Annotated in this window: 24 protein-coding genes; 9 read left to right on the top strand and 15 right to left on the bottom strand. The window is 39.9% G+C overall.

Going from position 1 to position 26047, the window contains the following annotated elements; translation table 11 throughout:
- Window positions 1-16: 16 nt before the first annotated feature.
- The 3 genes from mnmA to ACMZOO_RS16985 are packed head-to-tail and all read right to left on the bottom strand — an operon-like array spanning window position 17 to window position 2319.
- Window positions 17-1120 carry a tRNA 2-thiouridine(34) synthase MnmA gene (gene mnmA / locus ACMZOO_RS16995; protein WP_016957793.1) on the bottom strand — a complete coding sequence of 368 codons (1104 nt, stop codon included), beginning with the start codon at window positions 1118-1120 and terminating at the stop codon, window positions 17-19.
- Window positions 1121-1177: 57 nt separating this feature from the next.
- Window positions 1178-1627: an NUDIX hydrolase gene (locus tag ACMZOO_RS16990; protein WP_440904480.1), complete on the bottom strand. Its 450-nt coding sequence runs from the start codon at window positions 1625-1627 to the stop codon at window positions 1178-1180.
- Complete coding sequence (locus ACMZOO_RS16985; protein WP_440904479.1) at window positions 1627-2319, bottom strand: pseudouridine synthase; 693 nt, start codon at window positions 2317-2319, stop codon at window positions 1627-1629. The genes ACMZOO_RS16990 and ACMZOO_RS16985 overlap by 1 nt, the downstream gene beginning before the upstream one ends.
- A gap of 235 nt (window positions 2320-2554) precedes the next feature.
- Here ACMZOO_RS16985 and ACMZOO_RS16980 point away from each other — a divergent pair, with 235 nt between their 5' ends.
- Complete coding sequence (locus ACMZOO_RS16980; protein WP_440906316.1) at window positions 2555-4783, top strand: NADP-dependent isocitrate dehydrogenase; 2229 nt, start codon at window positions 2555-2557, stop codon at window positions 4781-4783.
- A gap of 132 nt (window positions 4784-4915) precedes the next feature.
- Complete coding sequence (locus ACMZOO_RS16975; RefSeq protein WP_440904478.1) at window positions 4916-5329, top strand: hypothetical protein; 414 nt, start codon at window positions 4916-4918, stop codon at window positions 5327-5329.
- Between the two features lie 18 nt (window positions 5330-5347).
- Here ACMZOO_RS16975 and ACMZOO_RS16970 read toward each other — a convergent pair whose 3' ends face one another.
- From ACMZOO_RS16970 to ACMZOO_RS16940, 7 genes are all read right to left on the bottom strand, one after another.
- Window positions 5348-6919, bottom strand: a complete 1572-nt coding sequence (locus ACMZOO_RS16970) for a carboxylesterase/lipase family protein (protein WP_440904477.1) — start codon at window positions 6917-6919, stop codon at window positions 5348-5350.
- 212 nt (window positions 6920-7131) lie between these two features.
- Complete coding sequence (locus tag ACMZOO_RS16965; RefSeq protein WP_440904476.1) at window positions 7132-8013, bottom strand: sugar phosphate isomerase/epimerase family protein; 882 nt, start codon at window positions 8011-8013, stop codon at window positions 7132-7134.
- 45 nt (window positions 8014-8058) lie between these two features.
- Window positions 8059-9786, bottom strand: coding sequence for a GMC oxidoreductase (locus tag ACMZOO_RS16960; protein WP_440904475.1), 1728 nt, complete (start codon window positions 9784-9786; stop codon window positions 8059-8061).
- A 72-nt stretch (window positions 9787-9858) separates the two neighbouring features.
- Window positions 9859-10470, bottom strand: coding sequence for a gluconate 2-dehydrogenase subunit 3 family protein (locus tag ACMZOO_RS16955; RefSeq protein WP_440904474.1), 612 nt, complete (start codon window positions 10468-10470; stop codon window positions 9859-9861).
- Window positions 10467-11711 (bottom strand): MFS transporter, encoded by a 1245-nt coding sequence (locus tag ACMZOO_RS16950; protein WP_440904473.1) that lies wholly within the window; start codon window positions 11709-11711, stop codon window positions 10467-10469. Before ACMZOO_RS16950 ends, ACMZOO_RS16955 begins: the two co-directional genes overlap by 4 nt.
- 10 nt (window positions 11712-11721) lie before the next feature.
- Window positions 11722-12774, bottom strand: coding sequence for a sugar phosphate isomerase/epimerase family protein (locus tag ACMZOO_RS16945; protein WP_440904472.1), 1053 nt, complete (start codon window positions 12772-12774; stop codon window positions 11722-11724).
- A 16-nt stretch (window positions 12775-12790) separates the two neighbouring features.
- Window positions 12791-13966 (bottom strand): Gfo/Idh/MocA family protein, encoded by a 1176-nt coding sequence (locus ACMZOO_RS16940; RefSeq protein WP_440904471.1) that lies wholly within the window; start codon window positions 13964-13966, stop codon window positions 12791-12793.
- A 208-nt stretch (window positions 13967-14174) separates the two neighbouring features.
- On the opposite strand from ACMZOO_RS16940, the gene ACMZOO_RS16935 reads away from it, so the two are divergent.
- The gene (locus tag ACMZOO_RS16935) at window positions 14175-14924 is read left to right on the top strand and encodes a helix-turn-helix domain-containing protein (RefSeq protein ID WP_440904470.1); all 750 of its coding nucleotides are present in this window, start codon (window positions 14175-14177) and stop codon (window positions 14922-14924) included.
- Between the two features lie 16 nt (window positions 14925-14940).
- On the opposite strand, the gene ACMZOO_RS16930 is transcribed toward ACMZOO_RS16935, so the two are convergent.
- Both ACMZOO_RS16930 and ACMZOO_RS16925 read right to left on the bottom strand, forming a co-directional pair.
- Window positions 14941-15447, bottom strand: coding sequence for a YgjV family protein (locus ACMZOO_RS16930; protein WP_440904469.1), 507 nt, complete (start codon window positions 15445-15447; stop codon window positions 14941-14943).
- A 113-nt stretch (window positions 15448-15560) separates the two neighbouring features.
- Complete coding sequence (locus tag ACMZOO_RS16925) at window positions 15561-16355, bottom strand: hypothetical protein (protein WP_440904468.1); 795 nt, start codon at window positions 16353-16355, stop codon at window positions 15561-15563.
- Between the two features lie 152 nt (window positions 16356-16507).
- On the opposite strand from ACMZOO_RS16925, the gene ACMZOO_RS16920 reads away from it, so the two are divergent.
- From ACMZOO_RS16920 to ACMZOO_RS16895, 6 genes are all read left to right on the top strand, one after another.
- Entirely contained in the window at window positions 16508-17203 is a 696-nt protein-coding gene (locus tag ACMZOO_RS16920) for a hypothetical protein (RefSeq protein ID WP_440904467.1), read from the top strand.
- A gap of 21 nt (window positions 17204-17224) precedes the next feature.
- Entirely contained in the window at window positions 17225-18310 is a 1086-nt protein-coding gene (locus ACMZOO_RS16915) for a tetratricopeptide repeat protein (RefSeq protein ID WP_440904466.1), read from the top strand.
- The gene (locus ACMZOO_RS16910) at window positions 18294-18890 is read left to right on the top strand and encodes a PilZ domain-containing protein (protein ID WP_440904465.1); all 597 of its coding nucleotides are present in this window, start codon (window positions 18294-18296) and stop codon (window positions 18888-18890) included. The genes ACMZOO_RS16915 and ACMZOO_RS16910 overlap by 17 nt, the downstream gene beginning before the upstream one ends.
- Complete coding sequence (locus ACMZOO_RS16905; protein ID WP_440904464.1) at window positions 18887-19924, top strand: agmatine deiminase family protein; 1038 nt, start codon at window positions 18887-18889, stop codon at window positions 19922-19924. The genes ACMZOO_RS16910 and ACMZOO_RS16905 overlap by 4 nt, the downstream gene beginning before the upstream one ends.
- 13 nt (window positions 19925-19937) lie before the next feature.
- Complete coding sequence (locus ACMZOO_RS16900) at window positions 19938-20822, top strand: carbon-nitrogen hydrolase (protein ID WP_440904463.1); 885 nt, start codon at window positions 19938-19940, stop codon at window positions 20820-20822.
- Between the two features lie 175 nt (window positions 20823-20997).
- A complete protein-coding gene (locus ACMZOO_RS16895) occupies window positions 20998-22611 on the top strand; it encodes a sensor domain-containing diguanylate cyclase (protein ID WP_440904462.1) in 1614 nt (537 codons plus the stop codon).
- 22 nt (window positions 22612-22633) lie between these two features.
- On the opposite strand, the gene lolE is transcribed toward ACMZOO_RS16895, so the two are convergent.
- From lolE to ACMZOO_RS16880, 3 genes are read right to left on the bottom strand one after another with little or no spacing between them, the layout of a single operon-like run.
- Window positions 22634-23881: a lipoprotein-releasing ABC transporter permease subunit LolE gene (gene lolE, locus ACMZOO_RS16890; protein ID WP_440904461.1), complete on the bottom strand. Its 1248-nt coding sequence runs from the start codon at window positions 23879-23881 to the stop codon at window positions 22634-22636.
- A gap of 1 nt (window position 23882) precedes the next feature.
- Window positions 23883-24578, bottom strand: a complete 696-nt coding sequence (lolD, locus tag ACMZOO_RS16885) for a lipoprotein-releasing ABC transporter ATP-binding protein LolD (protein ID WP_440904460.1) — start codon at window positions 24576-24578, stop codon at window positions 23883-23885.
- Window positions 24571-25800, bottom strand: coding sequence for a lipoprotein-releasing ABC transporter permease subunit (locus ACMZOO_RS16880; protein WP_440904459.1), 1230 nt, complete (start codon window positions 25798-25800; stop codon window positions 24571-24573). The genes lolD and ACMZOO_RS16880 overlap by 8 nt, the downstream gene beginning before the upstream one ends.
- Window positions 25801-26047 lie beyond the last annotated feature (247 nt).

The following is a 26047-nucleotide window of genomic DNA, read 5'->3' as shown; positions in this document are numbered from 1 at the left end:
AAAGTTACCGAATTAGTTACCGAATTAAACTGTCAATAATTGCGCCGCCTAAACAGACTTCTTGCGCATAAAATACCGCTGACTGCCCTGGTGTAACCGCAGCAACTGGCTCATCAAACATCACTTGATAATTTTCTTCATCCAGTTTTTTAACCGAACAGGCAATATCTTGCTGGCGATAACGTGTTTTCACGGTACAGCTAAATTCTTCGCCAGGACCGACGCGATCAACCCAGTGGCTTTGATTAACAATCATGCCATTTGAGAATAATCTTGGGTGTTTACTGCCTTGTGCCACAATCAGCACGTTACGCTCTAAATCTTTATCAACTGTATACCAAGGCTCATCACCGGAGTTTTTCATACCGCCAATACCAAGCCCCTTGCGTTGGCCTAGCGTGTGGTACATTAAACCTTCATGACGACCAATAACTTCGCCATCAACAGTTTCAATATCACCCGGCTGTGCTGGTAAATATTGCTGAAGGAAATCTTTAAATTTACGCTCACCAATAAAACAAATACCGGTTGAATCTTTTTTGTTGGCTGTAACTAAGTCTTGCTCTTCAGCAATTTTGCGTACTTCTGGTTTTTCTAAACCACCAACTGGGAATAAAGTTTGCGCAACATGTTGCTCGGCTAAGGTATATAAAAAGTAGCTTTGGTCTTTGTTATTGTCTAAACCGCGTAACATTTGCCATTTGCCATTTTCATCTTGGCGGCGTTGTACATAGTGACCTGTGGCTATATAGTCAGCGCCCAAAGCATCAGCAGCAAATTCTAAAAAGGCTTTAAACTTAATTTCCTTGTTACACATGATATCTGGGTTAGGCGTTCTGCCCGCTTTGTATTCGGCTAAAAAGTATTCAAATACATTGTCCCAGTATTCTGCAGCAAAATTAACTGTGTGCAATTCAATGCCAAGTTTGTCGGCTACGGCTTGAGCGTCTTCTAAATCTTGTGCAGCTGCGCAGTATTCATCTGTGTCGTCTTCTTCCCAGTTTTTCATGAACAAACCTTCAACTTGGTATCCTTGTTGAAGTAACAAATAAGCAGATACAGATGAATCAACACCACCTGACATTCCTACAATAACTTTTTTGTTTTGATTGTCTGACATGAAATAAAAATACTCGCAGCTAAAAATGGGGCGCTATTCTATCACCCTTTATCCTTGCTATAAATAACTCTTAACAGCAGATAAGGGTATTCTTTGTCCATTTAGGTAATCATCAAAGCAAATTTGTACCATATGACTGCGATGTGGTAGCTGTTTTTGTTCAATTTGCTCAAAGCTAAACCAATGTGCGGCTAGGATATCATCATCTTGCGGTTGCAATTTTGGTAGTTGTTCAGCATCAATTTTAGCGTAATAACAAAAACGCAAATACTGAATATCTTTGCCTTTAACCTGACTTTGATAAATACCAACTAAACCTTGTGGTTCAAGTTCAATCCCCGCCTCTTCTAACAATTCACGTTTAGCGGCTTGCAATAAAGATTCATCTTTTTCTAAATGACCAGCGGGCTGGTTAATAACATTGATGCCATTTTCTATTTCTTCAACCACTAAAAACTTATTATTACACTCAACTATCCATGCAATGGTTGTATTGGGTTTAAACATTAATTAATTTGCTCCAGATATTGATTAAATTCTTCGCTTGCGAGTTCGCGCCACTCCCCCGGTTCTAACCCTTGTACCGAAAAAGAAGAAAACTGATGGCGGATTAAACGTAAAGTTGGCAAACCAACATGCGCTGTCATACGGCGAACTTGGCGGTTTTTACCTTCTTGCAAACCTATTTCCAACCAAGTTGTTGGAATATTTTTGCGCTCTCGAATAGGTGGATTACGTGGCCAAATGGCTGGTGGTTCAATCAACCTGACTTTTGCGGGCTTAGTTTTACCGTCTTTTAACTCGACCCCTTGGCGCAATTGCTGCAGTTGTTGCTGGCTTGGCTGACCTTCTACCTGCACCCAATAAGATTTTGTTTTTTCAAATTTAGGGCTAGCCAGCACATTTTGTAACTTGCCACTATTAGTTAAAACCAACAAACCTTCCGAATCTTTATCTAACCGCCCTGCGGCATATACATTTTCAATTGGAATATAGTCTTTTAAGGTTTTTCTTTGTTGATCATCGGTAAACTGGGTTAATACATCATAAGGTTTATTAAAGAGTACAATTTTTATCACAGCAGGCTCGGGCCGCTTGTTTTTATTTTTTGTAGCCGAACGTGTTTTAGCGCCGGGTTTGGCATTTTTTATGTGTTTTTTTTGTCCAAAACTTGGCTTTTTTGCTTTTTGCTGCAACATTTATTTCCACTATTCAATTTTAAAATGAGAAGTAACTATATACCCTAGCAAGCTTACTATATTGTAACGGTTCTTCAATGAGTGAAGTGGAAACTCGCTTCATCAAGCAACTTGGGGATATATCACCAAACTTTATGGTCGACATTGCACCAATGCGGTGAACATACGCTTGTAGTAATTAACAAGCTTGCTAGAATCATCGTCAGCATAATTTATATTTTTTAAGGACATAATGATGACAACTGAAAGTTCTAAAATCATTTATACCATAACTGATGAAGCTCCAGCTTTAGCAACATACAGTTTATTACCTATTATTCAAGCTTACGCTAAAACAGCTGGCGTTGATGTAGAAACGCGTGACATCTCTTTAGCTGCACGTATTTTATGTCAATTCCCAGACATTTTACCTGAAAGCCAATTCCAAGCTGACGATTTAAAAGAATTAGGTGAATTAGCTAAAACGCCTGAAGCTAATATCATCAAATTACCGAATATCAGTGCTTCAATTCCTCAGTTAAAAGCGGCAATCAAAGAATTACAAGCTAAAGGTTTCGCTTTACCTAACTACCCGGATTCACCAGCAAACGAACAAGAAGCTGATATCAAAGCGCGTTTTGACGCGGTTAAAGGTAGCGCAGTAAACCCAGTATTACGTGAAGGTAACTCAGATCGTCGTGCACCAGCTTCAGTTAAAAACTATGCGAAGAAAAATCCACATAGCATGGGCGCATGGTCTGCTGATTCTAAATCTCACGTTTCAAGCATGAGCGCTGGTGATTTTTACGGTAGCGAAAAATCTACCACTGTAGAAAAAGCTGGTTCAGTAAAAATTGAATTAACTAAAGCTTCTGGTGAAGTTGAAGTATTAAAAGCTTCAGTTCCAGTTCAAGCTGGCGAAATTATTGATTCTGCAGTAATGAGCGCAAGTGCATTACAATCTTTCTTAGCAGAGCAAGTTGAAGAAGCAAAAGCGCAAGGCGTTTTATTCTCGTTGCACATGAAAGCAACTATGATGAAAGTTTCTGATCCAATTATCTTTGGTCACGCAGTTGAAGCTTTCTACAAGCCAGTTTTAGACAAATACGCAGACAAATTTGCTGCTTTAGGCGTAAACCTTAACAATGGTTTTGGTGATGTTGAAAGCTGTATCGCTTCATTACCTGCTGACGAGCAAGCTGCAATTAAAGCTGACATTGAAGCTTGTTACGCTGCACGCCCTGCAATGGCTATGGTTAACTCAGACAAAGGCATCACTAACCTACACGTACCAAGTGACGTAATTATCGATGCTTCTATGCCTGCAGCTATTCGTTCTTCTGGCCAAATGTGGGGTCCAGATGGAAAACAAGCAGATACTAAATATGTAATTCCTGATCGTTGTTATGCAGGTGTTTACCAAGAAGTTATCGACTTCTGTAAAAAACACGGTGCATTTGACCCGTCAACTATGGGTAGCGTACCAAACGTTGGTTTGATGGCGCAAAAAGCTGAAGAATACGGTTCTCACGACAAAACTTTCGAAATTCCTGCAGCGGGTGAAGTTAAAGTTATCGACCAAGACGGTAACGTATTACTACAACACTCTGTTGAGCAAGGTGATATCTGGCGTATGTGTCAGGTTAAAGACGCGCCAATTCGTGACTGGGTTAAACTAGCTGTTAACCGTGCACGTTTAAGCGATACACCTGCGGTATTCTGGTTAGATAAAAACCGTGCACACGATGCACAACTTATCAAGAAAGTTGAAGCCTACTTACCAGAGCACGACACTAGCGGTTTAGAACTGCAAATTTTAGCGCCTGTTGAAGCAACTCGTTTCTCTTTAGAGCGTATTAAAGCAGGTCAAGATACTATCTCTGTAACTGGTAACGTATTACGTGACTACTTAACTGACTTATTCCCAATTTTAGAATTAGGTACAAGTGCGAAAATGTTATCTATCGTTCCATTAATGAACGGTGGTGGCTTATTCGAAACTGGTGCTGGTGGTTCTGCGCCTAAGCACGTTGAGCAATTAGTTAACGAAAACTACTTACGTTGGGATTCTTTAGGTGAGTTCTTAGCATTAGCAGCTTCTTTTGAGCATTTAGCAAATGTTGCTGGTAACACTCAAGCTAAAGTTTTAGCTGACGCTTTAGACGTTGCAACTGGTAAAGTATTAGACTTTAACCGTTCACCTTCACGCCGTTTAGGTGGAATCGACAACCGTGGTAGCCACTTCTACTTAGCTATGTACTGGGCACAAGCTTTAGCAGAGCAAGCTGCAGATGCAGATTTAGCAGCTAAATTTAAGCCTGTAGCTGAGCAATTAACTGCTAACGAAGATAAAATTGTTGCTGAGTTAATTGAAGTTCAAGGTAAAGCTGTTGAGATTGGCGGTTACTTCAAACCTGAAGATGACAAAGCTTCTAACGTTATGCGCGCAAGTGCAACGTTAAACGCAGTAGTTGATTCTCTATAAGCTTGTAGTTAATTAGCTAAATAGCTGCTGATAGCAATTGAAAATAAAATCCCGCGTATTCAATGAATGCGCGGGATTTTTTGTGGCTAATAATGTAACCCGAACTTTCGGTAAAACTAGGTTGTTGCGAATATGAACCAGCGCAAAAAGCTATTAAAATTCACTTTATGGCTTTCCGCCCTAATTTTTTCACTCATATATTCATTTTATGAAGAACAAAAATTCGATGAAGTTGTACTCACACCTATTGCTGATCAAGTTAAAGCGCTTTCGACGCAAGAGCATTCTTGGTCGCTACTAAATTATCGAGAATCCGACAGTAGCGCCAATTTTGAGATTCTCATAACAGGTTATGAGAATGCAAAGCAATCAGATATACAAAATGTTAAAACCCAAGCTTTACACTTAATATGCAGTAATAGCGTATTTAGAAATAAACTCAAACGTGGAAAAACAATCATTATAGATCTCAAATCTAATTCCAGCCGTCGGGTTAATTTTGCTAATTTACGTATCGATCATAGCCGTTGTGTCGAACTTGGTTAACCCTTAAATTTCCTTCTTTTAGTCACGGTATAAAGTGAACAGGGTTTGATAACGCTCACGTAAATACCCAATATCCTCAACCGATATAACTTCATCCAATACGATTCGCTTATCTTGGCTAAATAGCGGCCAGTTTGGCATATCTACCCTATTTGGATTTAAAGTTTTAATAAACTGAATAAAGTACTGCTGCATCTGCTCTGATGTTTTATAGTCTGCTGCTTGCCAGTCGTAAACTTTGTTATAACGCAAATTACCCAAAGCATATTCTATTTCTGCAGCGTGCGCTGCGCCTCTATCTGTTGATGGGTTTGGGCGAAGTCTTGCGTATAAATAATAATAAACTTGCTTAGGTTGGTTTTGGGCAACCGCATCTGCCCATAACCAAGTACTCATACTTAAAAATCTGTCACTCGCCAGTTGCTGCGCCATTTCAATTATTTGCTCGGGTGTTGAAGCTGGATATATAGCTTTCACCTTGTCAGCATTTTCTGGGTATAGTTTTTCAATCGCCGCATGCCAATCGCTTTGAGTGAGTTTTTGTTTATTGGCAACTGGCCCAAGAACAGCTTGATATGCGGATTCTTGGCTATTTACACCAGTTAATAGCGGTACTTGGTTATATTTGCCCTGTGCGTATAGTTTATGCGGATCGTCAGTAAAAAAGTTGCCATCAATCACAGGTCTAAACCAGACAAAACGTTTATCTGTAGCCTGTTTAAGTAGTTGCTCAGCAGTTATCTCGCGCATTTGTTCAAGGTTTTGCAGTTCCAAGGCTTGCTGTAGTGCTAAACCTTCACTTTCACCAGTAGAGAGGCTCCTAGAACTAAAATCTAATCCAAGCATTGAGCCACTTTGTGCCGTAACACCTTTAAGCAGGTTTTTATTCAATGAAGTCAGCATTTGTGCACTTACAGAAATTGAACCAGCTGATTCACCGCCTAAAACTATATGCTCAGGGTTACCACCAAACTGCTTAATATTGTCTTTTACCCATTGGATAGCCGCTTGTTGATCGTACAAGCCATAATTGCCAGAGCCTTTATACTGTGTTTCTTTAGATAATTCAGGGTGTGATAAAAAACCAAATACGCCTAGGCGATAGTTAACTGAAACAAACACTATGCCCTGCTTGGCAAAAGCTTCACCGTCGTATCTTGCTTCATCACCACTGCCAACAATAAATCCACCACCATGAAAATAAACATAAACAGGTGCATTTTTATTGTCAGCTTTGCTCCACACATTTAGGTACAAACAGTCTTCACTTTGCTGTTGTGAACGAAAAATAATGTCGTCAAACACGCGGTTTTGCATGCAGCGCGCAGCAAATTCATTTGCCAAGTTGAGCTGTTTTTTAGTTTGCTTACTGGTTGTTAGCGGCTGTGGTAGTTGCCAGCGCAACTCACCAATGGGAGGTTTAGCGTAAGGAATACCAAGATAACCAATTACATTTTGCTCCAAAGCAACACCTTGGTATCGCCCTTGGGCAAGCTCAACGTTTTTACTGGATAATGCAGCCCTTGTGTATAGTGGCGAGAGTATAACAAGTGACAAGAGTATAGTTTGGATAATTTTGATTGTTTTCATAGTTATATTCGTGTGTATTTTAGAGCCAGTCATAAAATAGCTTAGCAAGACTTTATTTATGACGACAGCTAGTTGGTGTGAGCTATCTTAAACTTTAGTTGGTTACACTTTGGTTAACTTTAAACACTCCGATAAAAAGTAAGCCCAAGCACACATCCTATGTACTTGAGCATTACTTTGACACACAACAAGAAAACTGTTTGTTGGATTATTTACAGGAAGCTATCTAAACCTTTTTTCGATTCAGCAACCGCTTGTAACGGGGTTAAACCATTTGGATATTCTTCTTGCTCAACCACTAACCACAAAGTGCCACCTACTTCTTTGTTGGCTTGAATCAAGCTTGGCCAATCAATGGTATCTTTACCAATAATAGGTAATTTGCCTTGTGTCCCTTCAGGTAAACGCACTTTGTAATGTGTGGTTAAAGTACGGCCTGGGTATTTGCGTACGTAAGCGACCGGATCGTTACCAGAATAGGTCGTCCAACCCACATCTTGCTGCAATACCACGTTGTCTAAGGTGTTTTGCGCTAAATAATCCCAATAAGTAGTTTGTTTGTAGGCTTCAAATTCTTGCGCATGATTGTGATAACCCACTTTCATGCCATAAGGTGCTAATTTTTTCGCTAAGCGGTTTAATTCAGCCACTACCCACTCAATCCCGTCGGCACTAAAAGCACGCTCGTCGTAAGGCACAATTAACATGTCGCAACCAAGTGTTTTATAAAAGGCGACTGTACTTAGGAAGTTTTCGTCATCCAAATATGAAAACGGAATATGTGCACCACTAGCTTGTAAATTTAACCCAGCTAAAAACTGTTTTAACCCATGCGGATCATTCGCAAATGGGCCAAAATCACGGGCAAACTCAACGCCTTGAAAACCCATTTTTGATAACTGAGTTAAAGTGCCTTTAAAGTCCTCTTTAACATCGTCTTTAACGGACCAAAGTTGCACACTAATTTTTGGCATCATATTGTTGTCATTCTCGTTGTTCGAACCAGCTTGTGAAGTTGCATTGCAACCTATTATCAAAACACTTGCAGCTGCTACGCAGGCAAGTTTTTTTATGTTATGAATAAATTTTTTCATGTTTAGCCCTATATCATTTTTAATCAGTAATTGTTTTAACTTGTTTTATAATCGGCGGTTCTTCACTTCTTTTACCGCATAATCAACTGCGCGCGCAGTTAGTGCCATAAAAGTTAATGAAGGATTTACCACTGCAGACGAGGCGAAACTCGCACCGTCAGTAACAAACAAATTAGGTATATCGTGCGACTGGTTGTAGCCGTTTAACACCGAGTCTTTAGCATCTCGTCCCATACGTGCAGTACCCACTTCGTGTATCGCTATACCTGGTGGTCGCTCTGTTGCTTGGCCTTGAATATTTTTAAAACCCGCTTTTTCAAACATTTTGCTCGCAACTTCAACCGAATTTTCCATCATACGCTTTTCGTTATCCGACCAAGAAACATCAAATTGAATTTGTGGCATGCCCCATTTATCTTTTTTCGTAGCATGCAAAGTCATTTGATTATCACGATTTGCCAGCATTTCACCTTGTGCTTGCAAACCAATTTTCCACTGACCCGGATGCATTAATTTCTCTTTAAAATTGATACCCAAACCATCGGAGTAACCATATGACTGCCAGTCTTCTCGATAAGCGCCACCCGCTAATGCATATCCTCGGATAAAGTTTTTATGATAACGAGTTGGCTCATAATGGAAATTCGGCACGTATAAGCTTGCAGGACGCCGGCCGATGTAATACTCATCTTCAAAGCCGTCTATGTCTGCGGTTGTGCGCGCATTGTAATTGTGATCCATTAGGTATTTACCTAATACACCAGAGCTATTTGCCAAACCATTTTTGAATTTGTTGGTTTTACTATTGAGGAGTATTTGGGTGCTGCCTATGGTTGAAGCACATAAGAAGACTAATTTTCCAAAATACTCGCGTTGACTGAGGTTATCGTTGTCAATCACGCGCACACCTTTAAGTCGGTTGGTCGCTTCGTCATAAATTAAACTTTCAACCACACTATTCGGCGCTATGTGTAAGTTGCCAGTTCTAGCTGCTGCTGGCAAAGTTGCGCTCTGCGTTGAAAAATATGCGCCGAACGAACAACCTTTTTGACATTCGTTACGCGCCATACATTTCATACGACCGAGCTCGACATGAATTTTCTGCGGCTCAGTTAAATGGGCGCAGCGGCTGATGATCACAGGTTTATCCGGAAAATCATTGGCCATTTTTTGGCGAAAGGCACGCTCCGGCGCATTCATTTCAAAAGGTGGTAAAAACTGACTGTTTGGCAATTGGGGTAAATTGTCGTAGTTGCCGCTAATACCAACAAATTTTTCCACATAGTCATACCAAGGTGCTAAATCTTTATAGCGAATTGGCCAGTCGTTACCGTGTCCATCCGCTTTATTTGCGGCAAAATCAAAATCGCTCAAACGATAACTTTGTCTATGCCACAACAATGATTTACCACCTAACTGATTAGCTCTTATCCAACTAAACTCAGTTCCTTTTTTGGTGTTATAAGGTAAATCTCTGTCGTTGCCAAAAAAGTGTTTAGTACCATCGTGAAAGGCATAACATTGTTTTTGTATTTTGTATTGCTCTTCAACTAATAGGTTATCCACTTTGGTCCGGTTGGGAAAATCCCACGGGCCTTTACCTTCAGCAATATAGTCTTTGCGATGTTCAACCACACGGCCGCGCTCAACCATTAGAGTTTTAAATCCTTTTTCACAAAACTCTTTAGCAGCCCAGCCTCCAGTTATACCGGAACCGATTATAATGACATCAAAAACTTCTTTTGATTCATTGATATAATTCACATTCTTCATTTTCTAGCCCAATTTTAGGTCGCACGCTATTGCTTTTGTTTTTGTGTGCAACGTTATGTAGTTGATTTGGTTTTAATAATAAGCCTTCGAACTCCAAGCTCGACCAATTTGTTGATACGGCACCGAGCCTTGATAACCACCAGGCAGATACAAATATTTTAATGCTTGAGTTGCGCCCTCTTTCGAGGTGCAATAACCAAATACAGTTAAGTTTTTAACCACTTTGAAGCTTGCTTTATCATTGTGATCAAAACCCATTTGTCCTTGTTCAACTGCAGTTAACACTTGTAATTGCTGCGCCGCAGTACACTTGGCAAAGCTGAGTTTGTATTGCTGTAAACTCACTTGCTCTACTTTATCCACTATTGCCACTGCCGCTCGTTTTTCGTAATCGCCGTGAACAGCCACTAATTGGTGGTCGATAAATCCGTGGCAGTCTACGTCTGCAGCGCCGACTGTGTCTGTCGTTGGGATAATCTGCTCAACCATGCCGCGCAAAACCATCATCTGTGATTGAGAAAATAATTTACCTTTGGCCAAGTGACTATTTTTGTTGGCTGTGTACGCAAAGGCAGACTGTATAGCCTGCTCCCCGAGCATTTGGCTTACGGCAGCTGTGCCAAGCACAGCGCCCAAACCTTTTAACAGCCGTCGTTTTTCAATTGAACTGACGGTTTCGCTCATAAAACCTCTCCAGCAGGGTTTGCTGTTGTTTGTGGTTGGTTATTGTTTTGCTGCTTTTTCATGTAGATGTATAAAGCCGCAAAAGCAATGATTAAGATAGTTGGGAATATTGCCAAATTCGACAAGGTTGCTTGGCCTGCTACAAGTTCAGCTTCAACACCAGTCAGATTTTGCGCTTCAGCTGCTGCACGCGCTGAATCAATCCAACCACCAATAATTGGGTTCCACATACTCACAGCAAACATGCCTGCGCCGCCTATTAACGACATACCCAAAGCACCGGTTTTAGGTTGATATTCAGCGATAAAACCTATCATAGTTGGCCAGAAGTAAGTGACGCCTAATGCGAATAAAATCGCAGCTACATACACCATGCCGCCAGTTGCAATACTCATAGCATAAATACCCGCAGCCGAGAGCACAGCTGACATCAATAAAATACCGACCGGATTTAACCTATGTACTAAAGGGCCAGCAAAATAACGACCAACCGCCATAACACCAGTTACCATTGCCATGATAATCATTGGTGAAACGCCCGAAGCTCCCAAAATACGTTCAATCCATTGTTGTGTGCCCAATTCGGTAGTCGCGGTTAATGTCATACATAAAACCATAAACAAGAATAACGGCGAGAATAATGCTTTGATGTTCGCTGAAGTTGAGTTTTCGATGTTAACTGCTTCAGGGAATTTCTGCGTGAACATCATAAAACCATAGATAGCGGTTGGAATAAGCATAATCGCAATTTGTAATTCCCAGCCCATACCCATGTCAGTCATAAATTTAGACACCAATGCACCAATTACAATGCCGCCTGGGAACCATACGTGGAAGCGATTAAGCATAGTGGTTTTATTTTTATGATAGATATCAGCAATTAACGGATTACAACCCGCTTCAACTGAACCATTAGCAAAACCAACACAGAAACTTGAAATAAGCAGTAACCAGAATCCATCCGCCATCATGGTTAAAACTAAACCTAATAAGTGGCCGACAAAAGCGATTAATATCAGTTTACGTGCGCCAATCCAGTTATATAACAAACCACCAAACATGGTTGCTACTGGAAAGCCTAAAAACGCCATAGCGTTTATCCAACCCAATTGGGTATCGGTAAGATTAAAACTTTCACTTAATTGCCCCAATATACCGGCGCGAATTGCAAAAGTCATTGCGGTCACTGTTAGTGCGATACAGCTCGCAATAAAGAGCCTATTGGCTTGTTGTGTATTCATTTTAGTAGCCTCATAGTCCAAGTATTTTATTATTAAATTCGCGATCTGCCGCTACGCCAGCAAAATCGTCAAACGCTTTATCTGTAGTGCGAATTAAATGCTTTGCAATAAAAGGCGCACCTTCTTTTGCACCTTGTTCAGGGTGTTTTAAACAACATTCCCACTCAAGCACAGCCCAGCCTTTGTAACCATATTGAGTTAGCTTGCTGAAAATACCGCCAAAGTCGATTTGCCCATCGCCTAATGAGCGAAAACGCCCTGGTCTGTCTTGCCAACCTTGATAACCACCATAAACACCGGCTTTACCATTAGGTAAAAATTCTGCGTCTTTCACATGGAAAGCTTTAATGCGCTCGTGGTAAAAATCAATAAACTGTAAATAGTCTAGTTGCTGTAATACGAAGTGACTTGGATCGTACAAAATATTCGCACGGGCATGATTGTTAGTTGCTTCTAAGAAACGCTCGAAAGTTACACCATCGTGTAAATCTTCACCCGGATGCAACTCGTAACAAACATCCACGCCATTTTCATCAAAGGTATTTAAAATTGGTAACCAACGCTCAGCTAAAGCTTCAAAACCTTGCTCTACTAAACCGGCTGGACGCTGCGGCCAAGGGTAAACCGTATGCCATAAAAACGAGCCTGAAAAACTCGCATGCGCAGTTAACCCTAGTTTATTACTGGCAACAGCTGCGTATTTCATTTGTTGAATTGCCCATTCAGTACGAGCAGCAGGATTACCATTAACTTCGTCCGGTGCAAAACCGTCAAACATAGCGTCATAAGCTGGATGCACAGCAACTAACTGACCTTGCAAATGGGTTGATAATTCACTAATAGCTAAACCTTGTTCAGCAGCAATGCCTTTAATTTGGTCGCAATAATCTTGGCTTTCAGCCGCTAGTTCTAAATTAAATAAACGTTTGTCCCAAGTTGGAATTTGTACTGCTTTGTAGCCCATTCCAGCTACCCATTTACAGATACTTTCAAACGAATTAAATGGCGCTTCGTTACCAGCGAATTGTGCTAAAAATATGCCAGGGCCTTTAATTTGACTCATTATGATTTGCTCCCAATTAAATTGTTATATTCTGAGGTTCAATGACAAATGTGTGCCATTTAGTGTCTGCTTGGCTTGAAACCACAGCGTTTTCAATAAAGGCCATGCCACGTACAGCTTCTTTAATACCTGGTACATCCTGCTCAGCAGCCGTTGGTTGAACGCCAGCAGCTTTTGCTCTAACTTGCCCAGCAAAATTGCGGTAGATATTGGCAAAAGCTTCGATGTAACCTTCTGGATGACCTGCTGGTACACGTAGGTTTGCGTTGGCAATGTCAGATAAAGGCCCTACACCAGAACGAACAACTTGAGTTGCTTGGTCGTTGTATTTAACGATTAAAGTATTGGGTTCTTGTTGCGACCATTCCAGCGCGGCTTTGGTGCCATACGCACGAATACGCAGGTTGTTTTCTTCACCAACAGAGATTTGGCTTGCCATTAACACACCACGGCTGCCCGATCTAAATTTCAGTAACACAGTGCCGTCGTCATCTAATTTACGCCCATCAACCACGCTACCTAAATCAGCACATATTTGTGATATTTCATCACCACAAACGTATTCAGCTAAATTGGCGGCGTGTACGCCGATATCGCCCATACAACAACTTATGCCTGCTTGTTTTGGATCTAATCGCCAGCTTGCTTGTTTGTTTTCTTCACCCGGAGCTTGTGCCAACCAGCCTTGCGGATATTCCACAACAACTTTGGTGATCTCACCTAAATCACCATTGGCTATGCGTTGGCGAGCTTCTTTAACCAGTGGGTAGCCTGTGTAGGTATGGGTTAAACCGTATAAAACATCATATTTTGCTAGCAGAGATTGTAGCTCTAGCGTTTCAGCTAAATTGAATGTGGCCGGCTTATCTGACATAACGTGAAAACCGTATTCGAATGCCATCTTAGCAACTGGAAAGTGCATATGATTCGGTGTAACTATGGCAACAAATTGCATGCGCTGCTCTGCTGGTAACTGGGCTTCTTGCTCAAACATTTGTTGATATGAAGCGTAACAACGAGTTGGCTCTAAATACAAAGCTTTACCTGACTCAACACTGCGTTGTTCGTTACTGCTAAAAGCACCACAAACAAGTTCTATTTCGCCATCTAAATTTGCTGCCATTCTATGCACAGCACCAATAAATGCCCCTTGGCCGCCGCCAACCATTCCCATTCTTACTTTTCCACTCATACAAGCCTCTCCAAGTTAACTTTATGTTAAACATGTTAGAGCAGGTTAAATAAATTGAGTTAGAATGAATTCGGTTTATACTAGGACAAATTCGGCGTGACTTTTTTGGTTATTGACAGCAGTAAGCTAAATTTATAACTGCTAGCCTAATACTTTAAACAGCCACTGATACCCAATAGAATGCGGCTTTGAGATTTTTTGTAACATTATGAGTTCTACAGATAAACTAAATCAATTACACAGTTTTCTACAACAAAGCAGCATAATGCAATTGGTTAATATGTTTGACCTAATGCCAGATATGTTATTTTGGATAAAAAACACTGACAGCGAAATTATTTATGCCAACAGAGCATTCCAACAACACATAGGCGTTAATAGTTTAGAACATGCAATTGGCTTAACTGACTACGATTTTGCCCCGCCTCATTTGGCACGCCAATATGTAGTAGATGATCAAAGAGTGATGGCAGGTCAAGCAGTTGATAACCGCTTAGAAATGAACATATTGAAAAACGGTGAGCTAAGATGGTTTACCACGTCCAAACGCATATTGCTCGATAGCAACGACCAACTTATTGGCACTTATGGGGTATCTCGCCACCTTGAAAAAACCTCATTGGCGTTAACCGGCATGCAAGCATTAAAAATACCTGTAGAATTTATTCGTGCAAACTATATGCACGACATTTGTATTGTTGAACTTGCTGAGTTGTCGCACTTGTCGATTAGTGCATTAGAAAGACGCTTTAAGAAGTTTTTACACAAAACGCCAAAACAGTTTATTAATGAAGTAAGGTTAGAAAATGCCAGGCGGCTATTAGTAGAAACCACCTTACCTATTGCGATAATTGCTGGCGAGTGCGGCTTTCCAGACCCGAGTTATTTCACTCGACAATTTACTAAATTGTTTGATGAAAAGCCGTCTGATTTTAGGTTATCTTTTAATCCAAGCTAACCTAAACTCTGGGTAACTAAGCTGGAGTTTGTGTGGGTGAATAATATATACGTAGTATGGTCGAAATATTGATACCAATAACCATAGTTTCTAACATCACACCACCAATAGAACCAACTACAAAGTTGTTGACTAACCAACAAATTGAACCAACCAACAAGGTTAGGCGCATTTTAATGCCAGTTAAACAAAATAGGCCAAAAGTACCACAGCACGCGCCCATAACAGCCAACCAGTCATACCAATGCTCAGCCCACATGGTGTTTAAACTAACCAAACTGACGATAAAAAATACTGCAACATAAATTGAGCTAGTTTTCATCGACAATGCGGTTCTAAAAACACTCAAAGCACTTGCCAAGGCAGAAGACATAGCGTTCATTAATAGGAAATGCAGCGTATGATTTAAATTTAAAATAAGCATGATTATCTTAAATTTTTTGTCGTCTTTTTGCGAAAAACAAACAACACCAAGAATAAAACTAATTATGCCGAACAATTGGGGGATAAACGACTCGCCCATTTCTTTTATTGACCTTGTAAAAACAGCTACCGATTTAGCGCGAATTATCCCATTGGCAAAGGCCATTGTCTATCGGTAGCAGGTCAATAAATAAAATAATTTTTAATGTAAAATCAATGCTTTATTTGTTGCAATTCTGTAGCTATCAACTGCATACTATCTTGGTTAACTTTTATCAAACCTCGCTTTGGTCTATCTAAATCTATGATGATAAAGACAATCATGGTTATTAAGAACATCACCATAGTTGTTGGAATAATGATCCGTTTGCTCGCCAACCCACTCGAATACCCTAAAATACAAAAAGCACTGACAAAAACTGTAAACAGCAAGTAAATAACAACTTCAGGCACGTGCATCATCAAAAGCGCATTTCGCTTGTTATACGACTCAAACACAAGTTGCAATTGTTTACTCACAGCTGACATGTCTATATCTGTGTGTTTAGCCAACTTGGCAGCAGCTTTCCAAAGTGCTTGTTGGGTTTGTTTCACTTTTGCCTGATAAGCAGCCCTTTCGTCAAAACGTGTAATATCAATTTGACCAAGCTCAAGCCGCTGCTCTACATAGTGTTGAATCATAGGTAAAAGTTGTTGCTGATGCGGCTCAGGCAAAAGCTGAACTTGCAACACCAAGTTTTGCACCTCATTTGTTTCGGCGATCATGGCTTGGTTTCTCTGGTCATACCTTTGCATCGACATGCTAAATGTAAAACCTAAAAGCAAGGCTAACAAACCTAAAGTGCTGGTTTGCACAGCATTAGTCAGTGCTTTGATGTCACCGTCATCATCACCTTTATACTTTTGCCCTAACCAATAGCCAAGCTGGTTAAATAGCAATAATAAAGCGAATAAAACCAATACGATTGAAATACTGGATAAACTATACAAGAAGTGTTCTCCCAACATACCTGCTCCGTTCAATTTAAGTTTTACCAATTAACAAAACAAGTAAAACTTTATCTGTCAATAAATCTTGTGATAAGTATAGGCAAATTCCTTGTATTTTAACTACATGCAGCTAGAGTTATTCATGACAGAAAATATTTTAGGAATAATAAATGGAAGTCGTTAATTTTAGAGTTGGTCACCGAATTGTATCTTTTAATATTCTCGATATTTTATTAACCGAAAAATTCGCTAACGATCAAACACCAGTCCCAAGCAAAGATTTATCGTTTTTAGGCGTTAAAAACTTTATGAACAATGCAACGCCTATTTATGATCTCGGTGCGGCATTAAACGGCGAAACCACTCAAGTGCATAATAAAGCACAGCTTAGATTTATTAACGAAGCGGAAGATATATTGCAGAGTGAACAACTGTCAGATAGTGCAAAAATGCACAAATGTGAAAATGCTCTGAGTCAAATTCAAAGTTATAACCATGAAGTAACCGAGGTCCTCAACCAAGTCATTGCCAATCTTCAACCCAAGAAAAAATTCGATTCGGCACGTTTAAGCCAGCAACTCACTATGGTTGAAGAGCTAATTGTATCTAGCCACAAACCTGTTACTGTGTACACAACCACCAACGGACGTTATGCAAATGCAGGCTTTGTGGTTGACAAAGTTGAAGATTCAATGCATATAGATGCACAAAATATTAGAAAATTAAACGACTTAGAATTTCACACCGGCAACATAGATAAACGTGTGCGAAACATGCTAAAAGGTTTAATATCCAACGAAAAAACGGCTAGTTTGCTACTCGATCCTGCAGCCTTCTATCAAGAGATAGCCTACGCGCCGACATAACAAATTATTGCAGTGAGTAATATGAATAGCCCAGAACTAGAAATAGAATGGATTAGTTTAGAAAATGCTTCAGACATAACCGGCGCGTCACTGGCTATCATTCAAGACACAATTCGAAAATATCAAGGTAATCCGTTAGCCTTACGCTGTCAAAGCATAGACGGCGAAATGTATGTGGATAAAAAGCAAATTATCAATTTATTTCCAGCTTCCGCGAGTGCCGTAGAAAAAGAAAAAATACCTGGCACACTGTTCCGTTGGTTTGATGATTTACGCAGAGCATATGAAACCAGTATGAACACTATGTTTAAACGTGTTGAACAAGTAAAAGATCAACATAAATTAGACGTAGAAACCCAATACAAATTGCATATTAAAATGCTCGAAAAAAAGCATCAGCAACAGCTTAAACAATTTGCTGTGCACTACAAACAAATGATGGTGCAAAACAAACAAGCCATGCAAAAATTGGAGCAAGACACAGAGTTTTACCAACAACAAATTACCGCACAGCAAGCAACCATAGCCAAGCTAAATTCGCGTTACGACGCAGTGATACTTGCTCTAAAAGAAAAAGAGCAACTCGGTGAAAAAGACATTACGCCATCACAAGTTGCTTTGGAGCAAGCACAACAGCATATGCCAGAGTCTGATATACAGCAAGTTGAAAAAGCTCCGGAGCAAGAGTCAACTGATACGCCCTTACCTACGGCGCATGAAACACATGTAACAATTGAAAAAACGGCTTCATCAAACAAGAATCAAGACATTGAAAAAATTCTTAACCAAGCTTTTGCCGCGCGTAACGATAAGGATGTTAATCTAGCAGCTGAGTTATTTACTCAAGCCGCTTATTTAGGTAATGAAAAAGCCATGGGCGCGCTTGGCAGGTGTTATTGCATTGGTGAAGGTGTTGAAAAGAGTTTAGAGCAAGGCCTTGCCTGGTTGCACCTAGCCGCTGAATTTAATTTTGAACCAGCACAAATTAAAATAAACCAAGCAAAAAGTAAAACGCCAGAAGCGTTAGAAAAAGCCATACAGTTGGCTGATGCGTTAGCCATTCAAATCAAACTTAAGCAGTCTGAACAAAATGAACTTAGCAGATAAAAAACAACTATTTGATGCATTTTTTACCTTACCTTTTAATGTAAAAATTAATTTAGAGGTTTTGGACGATAGCGCAGAGCTAACAGAAGCCAACTTAGAGGCTGAAATCCCCTACCCATTTAGATTGGCAACCGAATTAAGTCGACTAGATGCACATAACGCATTTATGAGCAAAGGCCAGCAGCTATCAAGTGATGTGGCTCGTGTGCTTGAAGTACAAAATAAAAAAATCGACTTGATGTTGTCATATTTATTGATGCAAGAAGACAAGCAAAAACATAGATATGTTACTGATAGGTTTGGCGCAGGTGGTTTAACTTTAACAACAGAACAAAACTGGCAAATAGGTGACAAATTTAAGTTAAAAATATTTATGCCGGAAGAAGCATGTGCCGTATACTGCTACGCGGAAATTATTGCTGAAAAAGATGCGGATTCAGGCAAAAATTTTGATGTGGTTTATAGCGTAATTCGCGATGAAGACAGAGAGATTTTAGTGCGTATGGCCTTGCATCAACAAAGCAAACAACTTAGGCAAATTGCGCTTGAACGCGCTAACCAACCGAACGAGAAAGAATGAATAAGTTTTACCTACCAGCAGAATGGTACGTACAAGATGCGGTTATGCTAACTTGGCCGCATGAACAAACCGATTGGCAACATATCCTTAAACAAGTTGAACCTGTTTATGTCGAAATAAGCAAACACATCACAACCAGACAACAACTAATAGTTGTTTGTGATAATGAGCAACTAAAACAGTCAGTCAGCCAACTTCTCCAACAAAACGACATTGATTTACACAAAGTACATTTTGTTGTTTGTCCAACCGATGACACTTGGGCAAGAGACCACGGGCCTATCACTTTAGTGAATGACCAAGGACAAACTCTCGCACTTGATTATGTGTTTAACGGTTGGGGCAATAAGTTTGCAGCAGCGAACGATAACCAAATCAACCAGCATGTTTTTGCCAAATTCAATGTAAATAATAAACCACAAGATTTTGTCTTAGAAGGTGGTGGCATTGAAGTTGATGGCGAAGGTTGTTTGATGGTGACGTCTGAATGTTTGTTAAACCCAAACCGCAATCCAGACTGCTCACAAGCGCAAATTGAACAACAATTGATGGAAAACTTTGGCTGCACAAAAACACTCTGGTTAGACTTCGGTGCGTTAGATGGTGATGACACAGATGCACACATAGACACACTGGCTCGATTTGCACCTAATAACAGTATAGTTTACCAAGGTTGTGATAATAGCGAAGATAGCCATTACGCTGGCTTAACTCAAATGCAATCCCAACTTAGCCAGTTTACCAATGCCCAAGGTCAAGCATATAAACTTTATCAATTGCCTTGGCCAGCTGCGCAATATAGTAAAGAAGGTGACAGGTTACCGGCAACTTATGCTAACTTTTTAATTATTAATGGCGCTGTGCTCATGCCGATTTATGGTGTTGAACAAGATCAACAAGCCATTGATGTGATGCAGCAAGCCTTTGCTGGATTCGAAATTATTCCAGTTAACTGTCGCCCTATTATCGAGCAGTTTGGTAGTTTGCACTGTATTACAATGCAATTGCCTCAAGGTTTTTTCCAACAAGCTTAAACAGACTTAAATTATGAAAAATTTAAAAGTAGCCTTAATTCAACACAGCAATAGTTCAGACGTTGCACACAATTTAGCAAAAAGCATTGAAGGCATTAAAGAAGCGGCCAGCAAAGGTGCAAAATTAGTGGTTTTACAAGAGCTGCATCGTTCTTTGTACTTTTGCCAAACTGAAGATGTTGATATGTTTGATTTGGCCGAAACAATTCCTGGGCCAACTACAAATGCACTTTCAGCTGTCGCTAAAGAATGTGGTGTAGTGATCGTCAGTTCATTATTTGAAAAGCGCGCTGCGGGTTTATATCACAATACCGCTGTGGTTTTAGAAGCTGACGGTACTATTGCAGGTAAATACCGCAAAATGCATATCCCAGACGATCCCGGTTTTTACGAAAAGTTTTACTTTACTCCTGGCGATATGGGCTTTCAACCTATCCAAACCAGTGTCGGTAAATTAGGTGTATTAGTATGTTGGGATCAATGGTTCCCTGAAGGTGCGCGTTTAATGGCCATGGCCGGAGCCGAACTGTTAATTTATCCAACTGCAATTGGTTGGGACCCGCGCGATGAGCAAGACGAACAACAACGTCAACTTGATGCTTGGGTAATTGTACAAAGAGCACATGCGGTGGCAAATGGCGTGCCTGTACTCAGTTGCAACCGCGTTGGCCATGAAGCAGATCCAAGTGACAGCAGTGAAGGTATTTTATTCTGGGGCAATAGTTTTGTTGCGGGCCCACAAGGGGAAATTCTCGCACACGCAGACAGCCAACAAGAAGAGATTTTATTCGCTGAAGTTGACTTAAATCGTAGTGAAAATGTTCGCCGTATATGGCCGTATTTACGTGATAGACGTATCGACCACTACCAAGACCTGACAAAAATTTACCGCGACTAATCCGCTAGTCACTAACAGTTCTAACGCGGAAAACAAGTGGTAAGCGCTTGTTTTCCGCATTTTTTCACAAAATTCCCTTTAATTGTCTAACTGACTTTACCTTTGTTCAATCTGGTCTAATGTTATAAGTAGATTTGCTTTCGAGAGAATTGACGGATAGCTCAAGGTATAAATTATGGCTCAGTTGCGACAATTAAATAAAAGCAAATGGTTTTGGTGTTCAATTGTTATATTTACTGCGTCAATCGGCCTGCTCCAATTTTTTGTTGAAAGTGAATTAATTAGCAATCACCAACGCCAATTACAAAAAATCGCCAAACTCAACACCACTATATTTAATCAAATATATGTTGAAGAACTTGAACCTGCTTATCGCGAAACCCAACAAACATTCTATCAAGGTAGGCAACCAGATTTACAAGTAACTATATTAAATGATCAAAATAAAGTGATAGTTCATTCCCCTGTACATTGGAGTGAACTAAGCCAGCAGCAACATGTAAGCAATACACCCGAAATCAAACGTTTAACCTTAGAAGAAACAGTTTATTTGGCTAGAAATGATCCTTTAACCAACCAAGCCAATTATTATTACGCTGAAAAATTTGATTCGCCTGACAGCAAAAGCTACATAATCCGTATTGCAGTACCCAAAAAAGCCTTTAGTGCGGTGCTAAATAACTTTCGCATGCAAATCGCTATATTTATTATAGTATTCGTTTCTTTTTATTGGTTAACGCACAACATGGAGCGCCGCAACATTTTAAAGTTGGCCAGTCAGCACAATTTAGACCTCAAACGAAAAATAGCCCAAACCGCCAATAACTATATAGAACTACAAAATGCCAGTTCCTGTCTTGCTGTTGCTAATTCAACTGACGAAGCGGTAAACATTAGCCAACAGCTGTTAAAAAATATTTTTGATGGTACTTATTCTGCAATTGAACTTTCAGACAACATTGGCCAAGGAGATTCAATTCATTGTTGGGCAATTAGAACTGGCCACAGTTACAGTGCCACCAGCCCACAAAGTTACTGCCAACATGCAGTAGAGCCATTAAAAAAGTACAAGTGTGATAATCATTTGTGTTACCCATTGTTAGCAGAAGGTAAGACTTTCGGCGTGTTAACCATAATGTTTGGTCAAGATAAAAACCAAATGGTTAAACAGGAGCATGAAACTCAATTTGAATTTATTGCGCAAAACTTGGCATTAAATTTAGCCAGAATAGAACTTAAAGATAAACTGAATAAAAAGGCCAATACAGATCCCCTCACCCATTTGTGGAACCGCCGCTACTTTTTTACCCATATGAACAACTGGCGGCAAAATCGCGATAATACTGACAAGTCAGCCGCAATATTAATGATAGATGTAGACTTATTCAAAGAAGTTAATGATACATTAGGTCATGATGCGGGTGACGAGGCACTTAAGATAATTGCACAGGCCTTAAATAAAAACACTCGTGATAACGACGTCGCTGCCAGAATTGGAGGGGAAGAATTTGCAATATTTTGTGAAAGCATTGAAGTTGAGCAAGCAACCTTAATGTTTTCTCGTATCAGTAAATATCTTGAAGAAAATCCATTAAGGGGGCAACGTACTATAACCATATCTATGGGTGTGGCCTTTTACCCCAATATACCAATTGAAGGTGATGAACTTATACGCCAAGCAGATAAAGCCTTGTACGTTGCTAAAGAGCGTGGACGTGATCAAATCTGTTTTGCCCCGTCCACTAAAGCAGTTAGAGATGTGCAAGCAACCTCAACTAGAAAAAGTTAGTAGCCTGCGCATACAATCAGATTTACGGGTGCCCTATCACTCTTGCGGGCTCAACTCTACTTGCCTTAATCGCCGGATAAATAGTTGAAACTATCGACAATAACAAAGCGACAGCAAGCGTTAAAATAACATCAGTCCAAATTAACTGCGTCGGTAAAAAGTCGATAAAATATATATCGCCGGATAAAAACTTACTACCCAACAAAGATTCGATAGCCGCGAAAATATTGCCTAAATATAAGGCTCCAAATATGCCAAACACACAACCAAACAGAGTGCCAGTCACACCCGAAATCAAACCTTGAAAGATAAAAATTTGCACTATTTTGTGGTTTGGCATGCCCATGGTTTTATAAATAGCGATGTCACCACGCTTTTCATTTACAGCCATAACTAAAGTGGAAACTATATTAAAACACGCCACTGCAATCACTAAGGTCAGTACTATATACATAACACTGCGCACTAACTGTATGTCATGATAGATATGGCCAAACTGGTGGGTCCAATCTTGGATATATACATAAACGGGCAAACTAAAACCGATTCGACGAGCCAAAGTAGGTGCATTAAACACATCGTCAATTTTTAGCCGAATACCTTGTACACCGTCTTGCCAACCAGACATATCTGCCGCTTGCGATAAATGCACATAACCCAATAAATGGTCTAATTGGCCATTCGACTTAAACACGCCAACTAAGGGTATGCGCGTTAACTTAGGTGGTTTAATCCGAGTACCTGAGTCGAGTTGTGGGACTAAAATTTCGACCCAATCACCGGTTTTAAGACCAAGTGAATCGGCCAGTGCCGAGCCTAAAATCAAACCATCTTGTTGCTGAAAAGCCAATGCAGTTTTGGCTGTAACATACTCAGTTAACGACGAAACCGTTTTTTCTGCTTGCCAGTCTATACCACGAATTTCCACCGGTTTGAGTTCTGCGCCATTTTGAATAAGCGCACCTAAGGTAATAAAAGGCGCAACAGCTTCTACCTGTTCACTGGTTTGCATGATTTGGCTTTTTAATGCCTGCCAGTCTGCAATTCCACCATTTTCAACCGCCGTGTATTCGATATGAGGGATGACTGACAACAAGCGTGTTTTTAACTCTCGTTCAAAACCGTTCATAACAGATAACACCCAAATCAGCACACATACGCCTAATGCAATACCAATAACAGATGATGCCGATATAAAACGAATAAAACCGTTTTGTTTGCGGCTACGCGCGTATCTAAACCCTATAAACTTGGCTAATGAACTAAACATTTTATTGTGTTAACCCTTGTGCAATTTCACCTTTAATCAAGCGATATTGTTTATCCATTCTTGCTGCTAGCGCTAAATCATGGGTTACAAATACAAATGAAGTCGACAAATTGGCTTTTAGCTCATCTATTAGTTTAAATATGCTTTGCGCGTTTTCAGCATCCAAATTTCCGGTAGGTTCATCTGCCAAAACAATTTTAGGTTTGTTGACGATTGCGCGTGCAATTGCCACACGCTGACGCTCACCACCAGATAAAGCCGAAGGAAAATGTTTTAATCTATGGCTTAAGCCAACAAGTTCCAGCATGTCCTGCGCTTTTTTCAGAGCCTGACTACGTTTTTCACCCGCAATTAATAATGGCATAGCCACATTCTCAACAGCGCTAAACTCAGCTAATAAATGGTGGAATTGATAAACAAAACCCAGAGACTGATTTCTAAATTCTGCTTGTTGATTAGTCGACAATTTATGAATATTTGTGCCTTGGTAAGTTACCTGACCAGAAGTTGGAAAGTCGAGTGCGCCCATAATATGCAACAAGGTGCTTTTACCTGAGCCTGATGAACCAACAATTGCGACATGTTCAGCTGAGTTAATGGTTAAATTAACGCCTTTTAACACACTGACTTTATTCTCACCGTCTATGTAGGTTTTAGTTAAATTGTCGCATTGCATTATAATTTTCGAATTAGTCATGTTTTAAAATCTCGGCTGGTTGCATTTTCGCTGCAGTTAATGCTGGATAAATAGTTGCCAAAAAACCCATTAGAATAGCTGATATAGCGGTCAGTACCACTTGCTGCGCTTGAATAACTATAGGCAAACCTGTGCTGTCGTATGCAGGATTAACCATGATATGAATACCCAGTAATTGCATAATTTGATTCAAATATAAGCACAATAACAAGCCTAAAATGGTGCCGATAATCGCACCACCTACACCTTTATACATACCTTGGAAAATAAAAATGTTCACTATATCTTGATTGGTCATGCCCATGGTTTTGAGTGAAGCAATTTCAGATTTTTTATCATTAACCAACATAACCAGAGCAGAGACGATATTGAAGGTCGCGACAGCAATAATTAACGCTAGCATCAACCACATAATGTTTTTTTCCATTTTCACCGCTTGGAATAACTGGCCTTGAGTTTGCCGCCAATCCACTATGTTCAAATCTGTTTCTAGCTGCTGTAATTGGCTAACAACTTGATCAACCGCAAAAGCATTATCTAAATAAACCCTATAAGTCGAAATTTGCCCTAGAGGTTTACGTAACATACGGTTTAAATCATGCACATTAGCTATGGCAACTGATGCATCAACATCCGAGCCTGCATCAAAAATACCAGCGACTACAAATTTACGCTGCACAGGCATGCGCCCCATGGGCGTATAGACACTTTTTTCAGCAAGCATGATACGTACTTTATCACCCACTCTAACGTTTAAGCGCGTAGCTAACTGCTGACCCAATACCAACTGATATGTTCCGGGAATAAGTGCGGTGTAATCACCAATCAGCATGCTTTTAGCAATAATTGATAGTGACTTAGCATGCTCAGGATCAATACCCTGCACACTGATAGCTTTCATATGATTGCTTGATTGAATTAACCCAGAAGTTTGGGTAAATGGTGTACTGCCAACGACATGCTCAAAAGCAGCTATAGATTGCTGAATATCTGTTGAATGCTTTTCGGTTGTTTGTTCAATCACTATATGGGGGATCACCCCTAAGATGCGATTTTTTAGTTCACTTTCAAAGCCATTCATCACTGACAACACTGTTATCAGTGCCATTACACCTAAACCAATACCAGCGACAGAAAAAAAGGTAATAAAAGATACAAAACCACTGTTGCTTTTACTTTGACTGTACCTGAGCGCAATAAAAAAACGATTAGCTTTAAACAATTGTATTTCAGCTTTTATAAGAAATTTTATGGTCAAGCACTATACTGAAACTTGCCAGAGTTTCAATTAATTATCCTACTCTTAGAGCTAAATCTATATAGAACAAATTTTTTGTTCATCCTGCTCAAGTGCATTTCCTTTTACTTAAATGTTAATTTTTTATGAAACCAAGTTTAAAAAACATATAAAAAAGTAAAATATAGAATATTTTTTCACTGAATGGTTGCTATTTAAGCCAATTTCTATT

This window comes from Catenovulum sp. SX2 (assembly GCF_052056295.1).
In the GTDB taxonomy this organism is placed as follows: Bacteria; Pseudomonadota; Gammaproteobacteria; order Enterobacterales; family Alteromonadaceae; genus Catenovulum.
The sequence above is the reverse complement of the archived record's forward strand: the minus strand, read 5'-3'. Positions and strand labels throughout refer to the sequence as shown.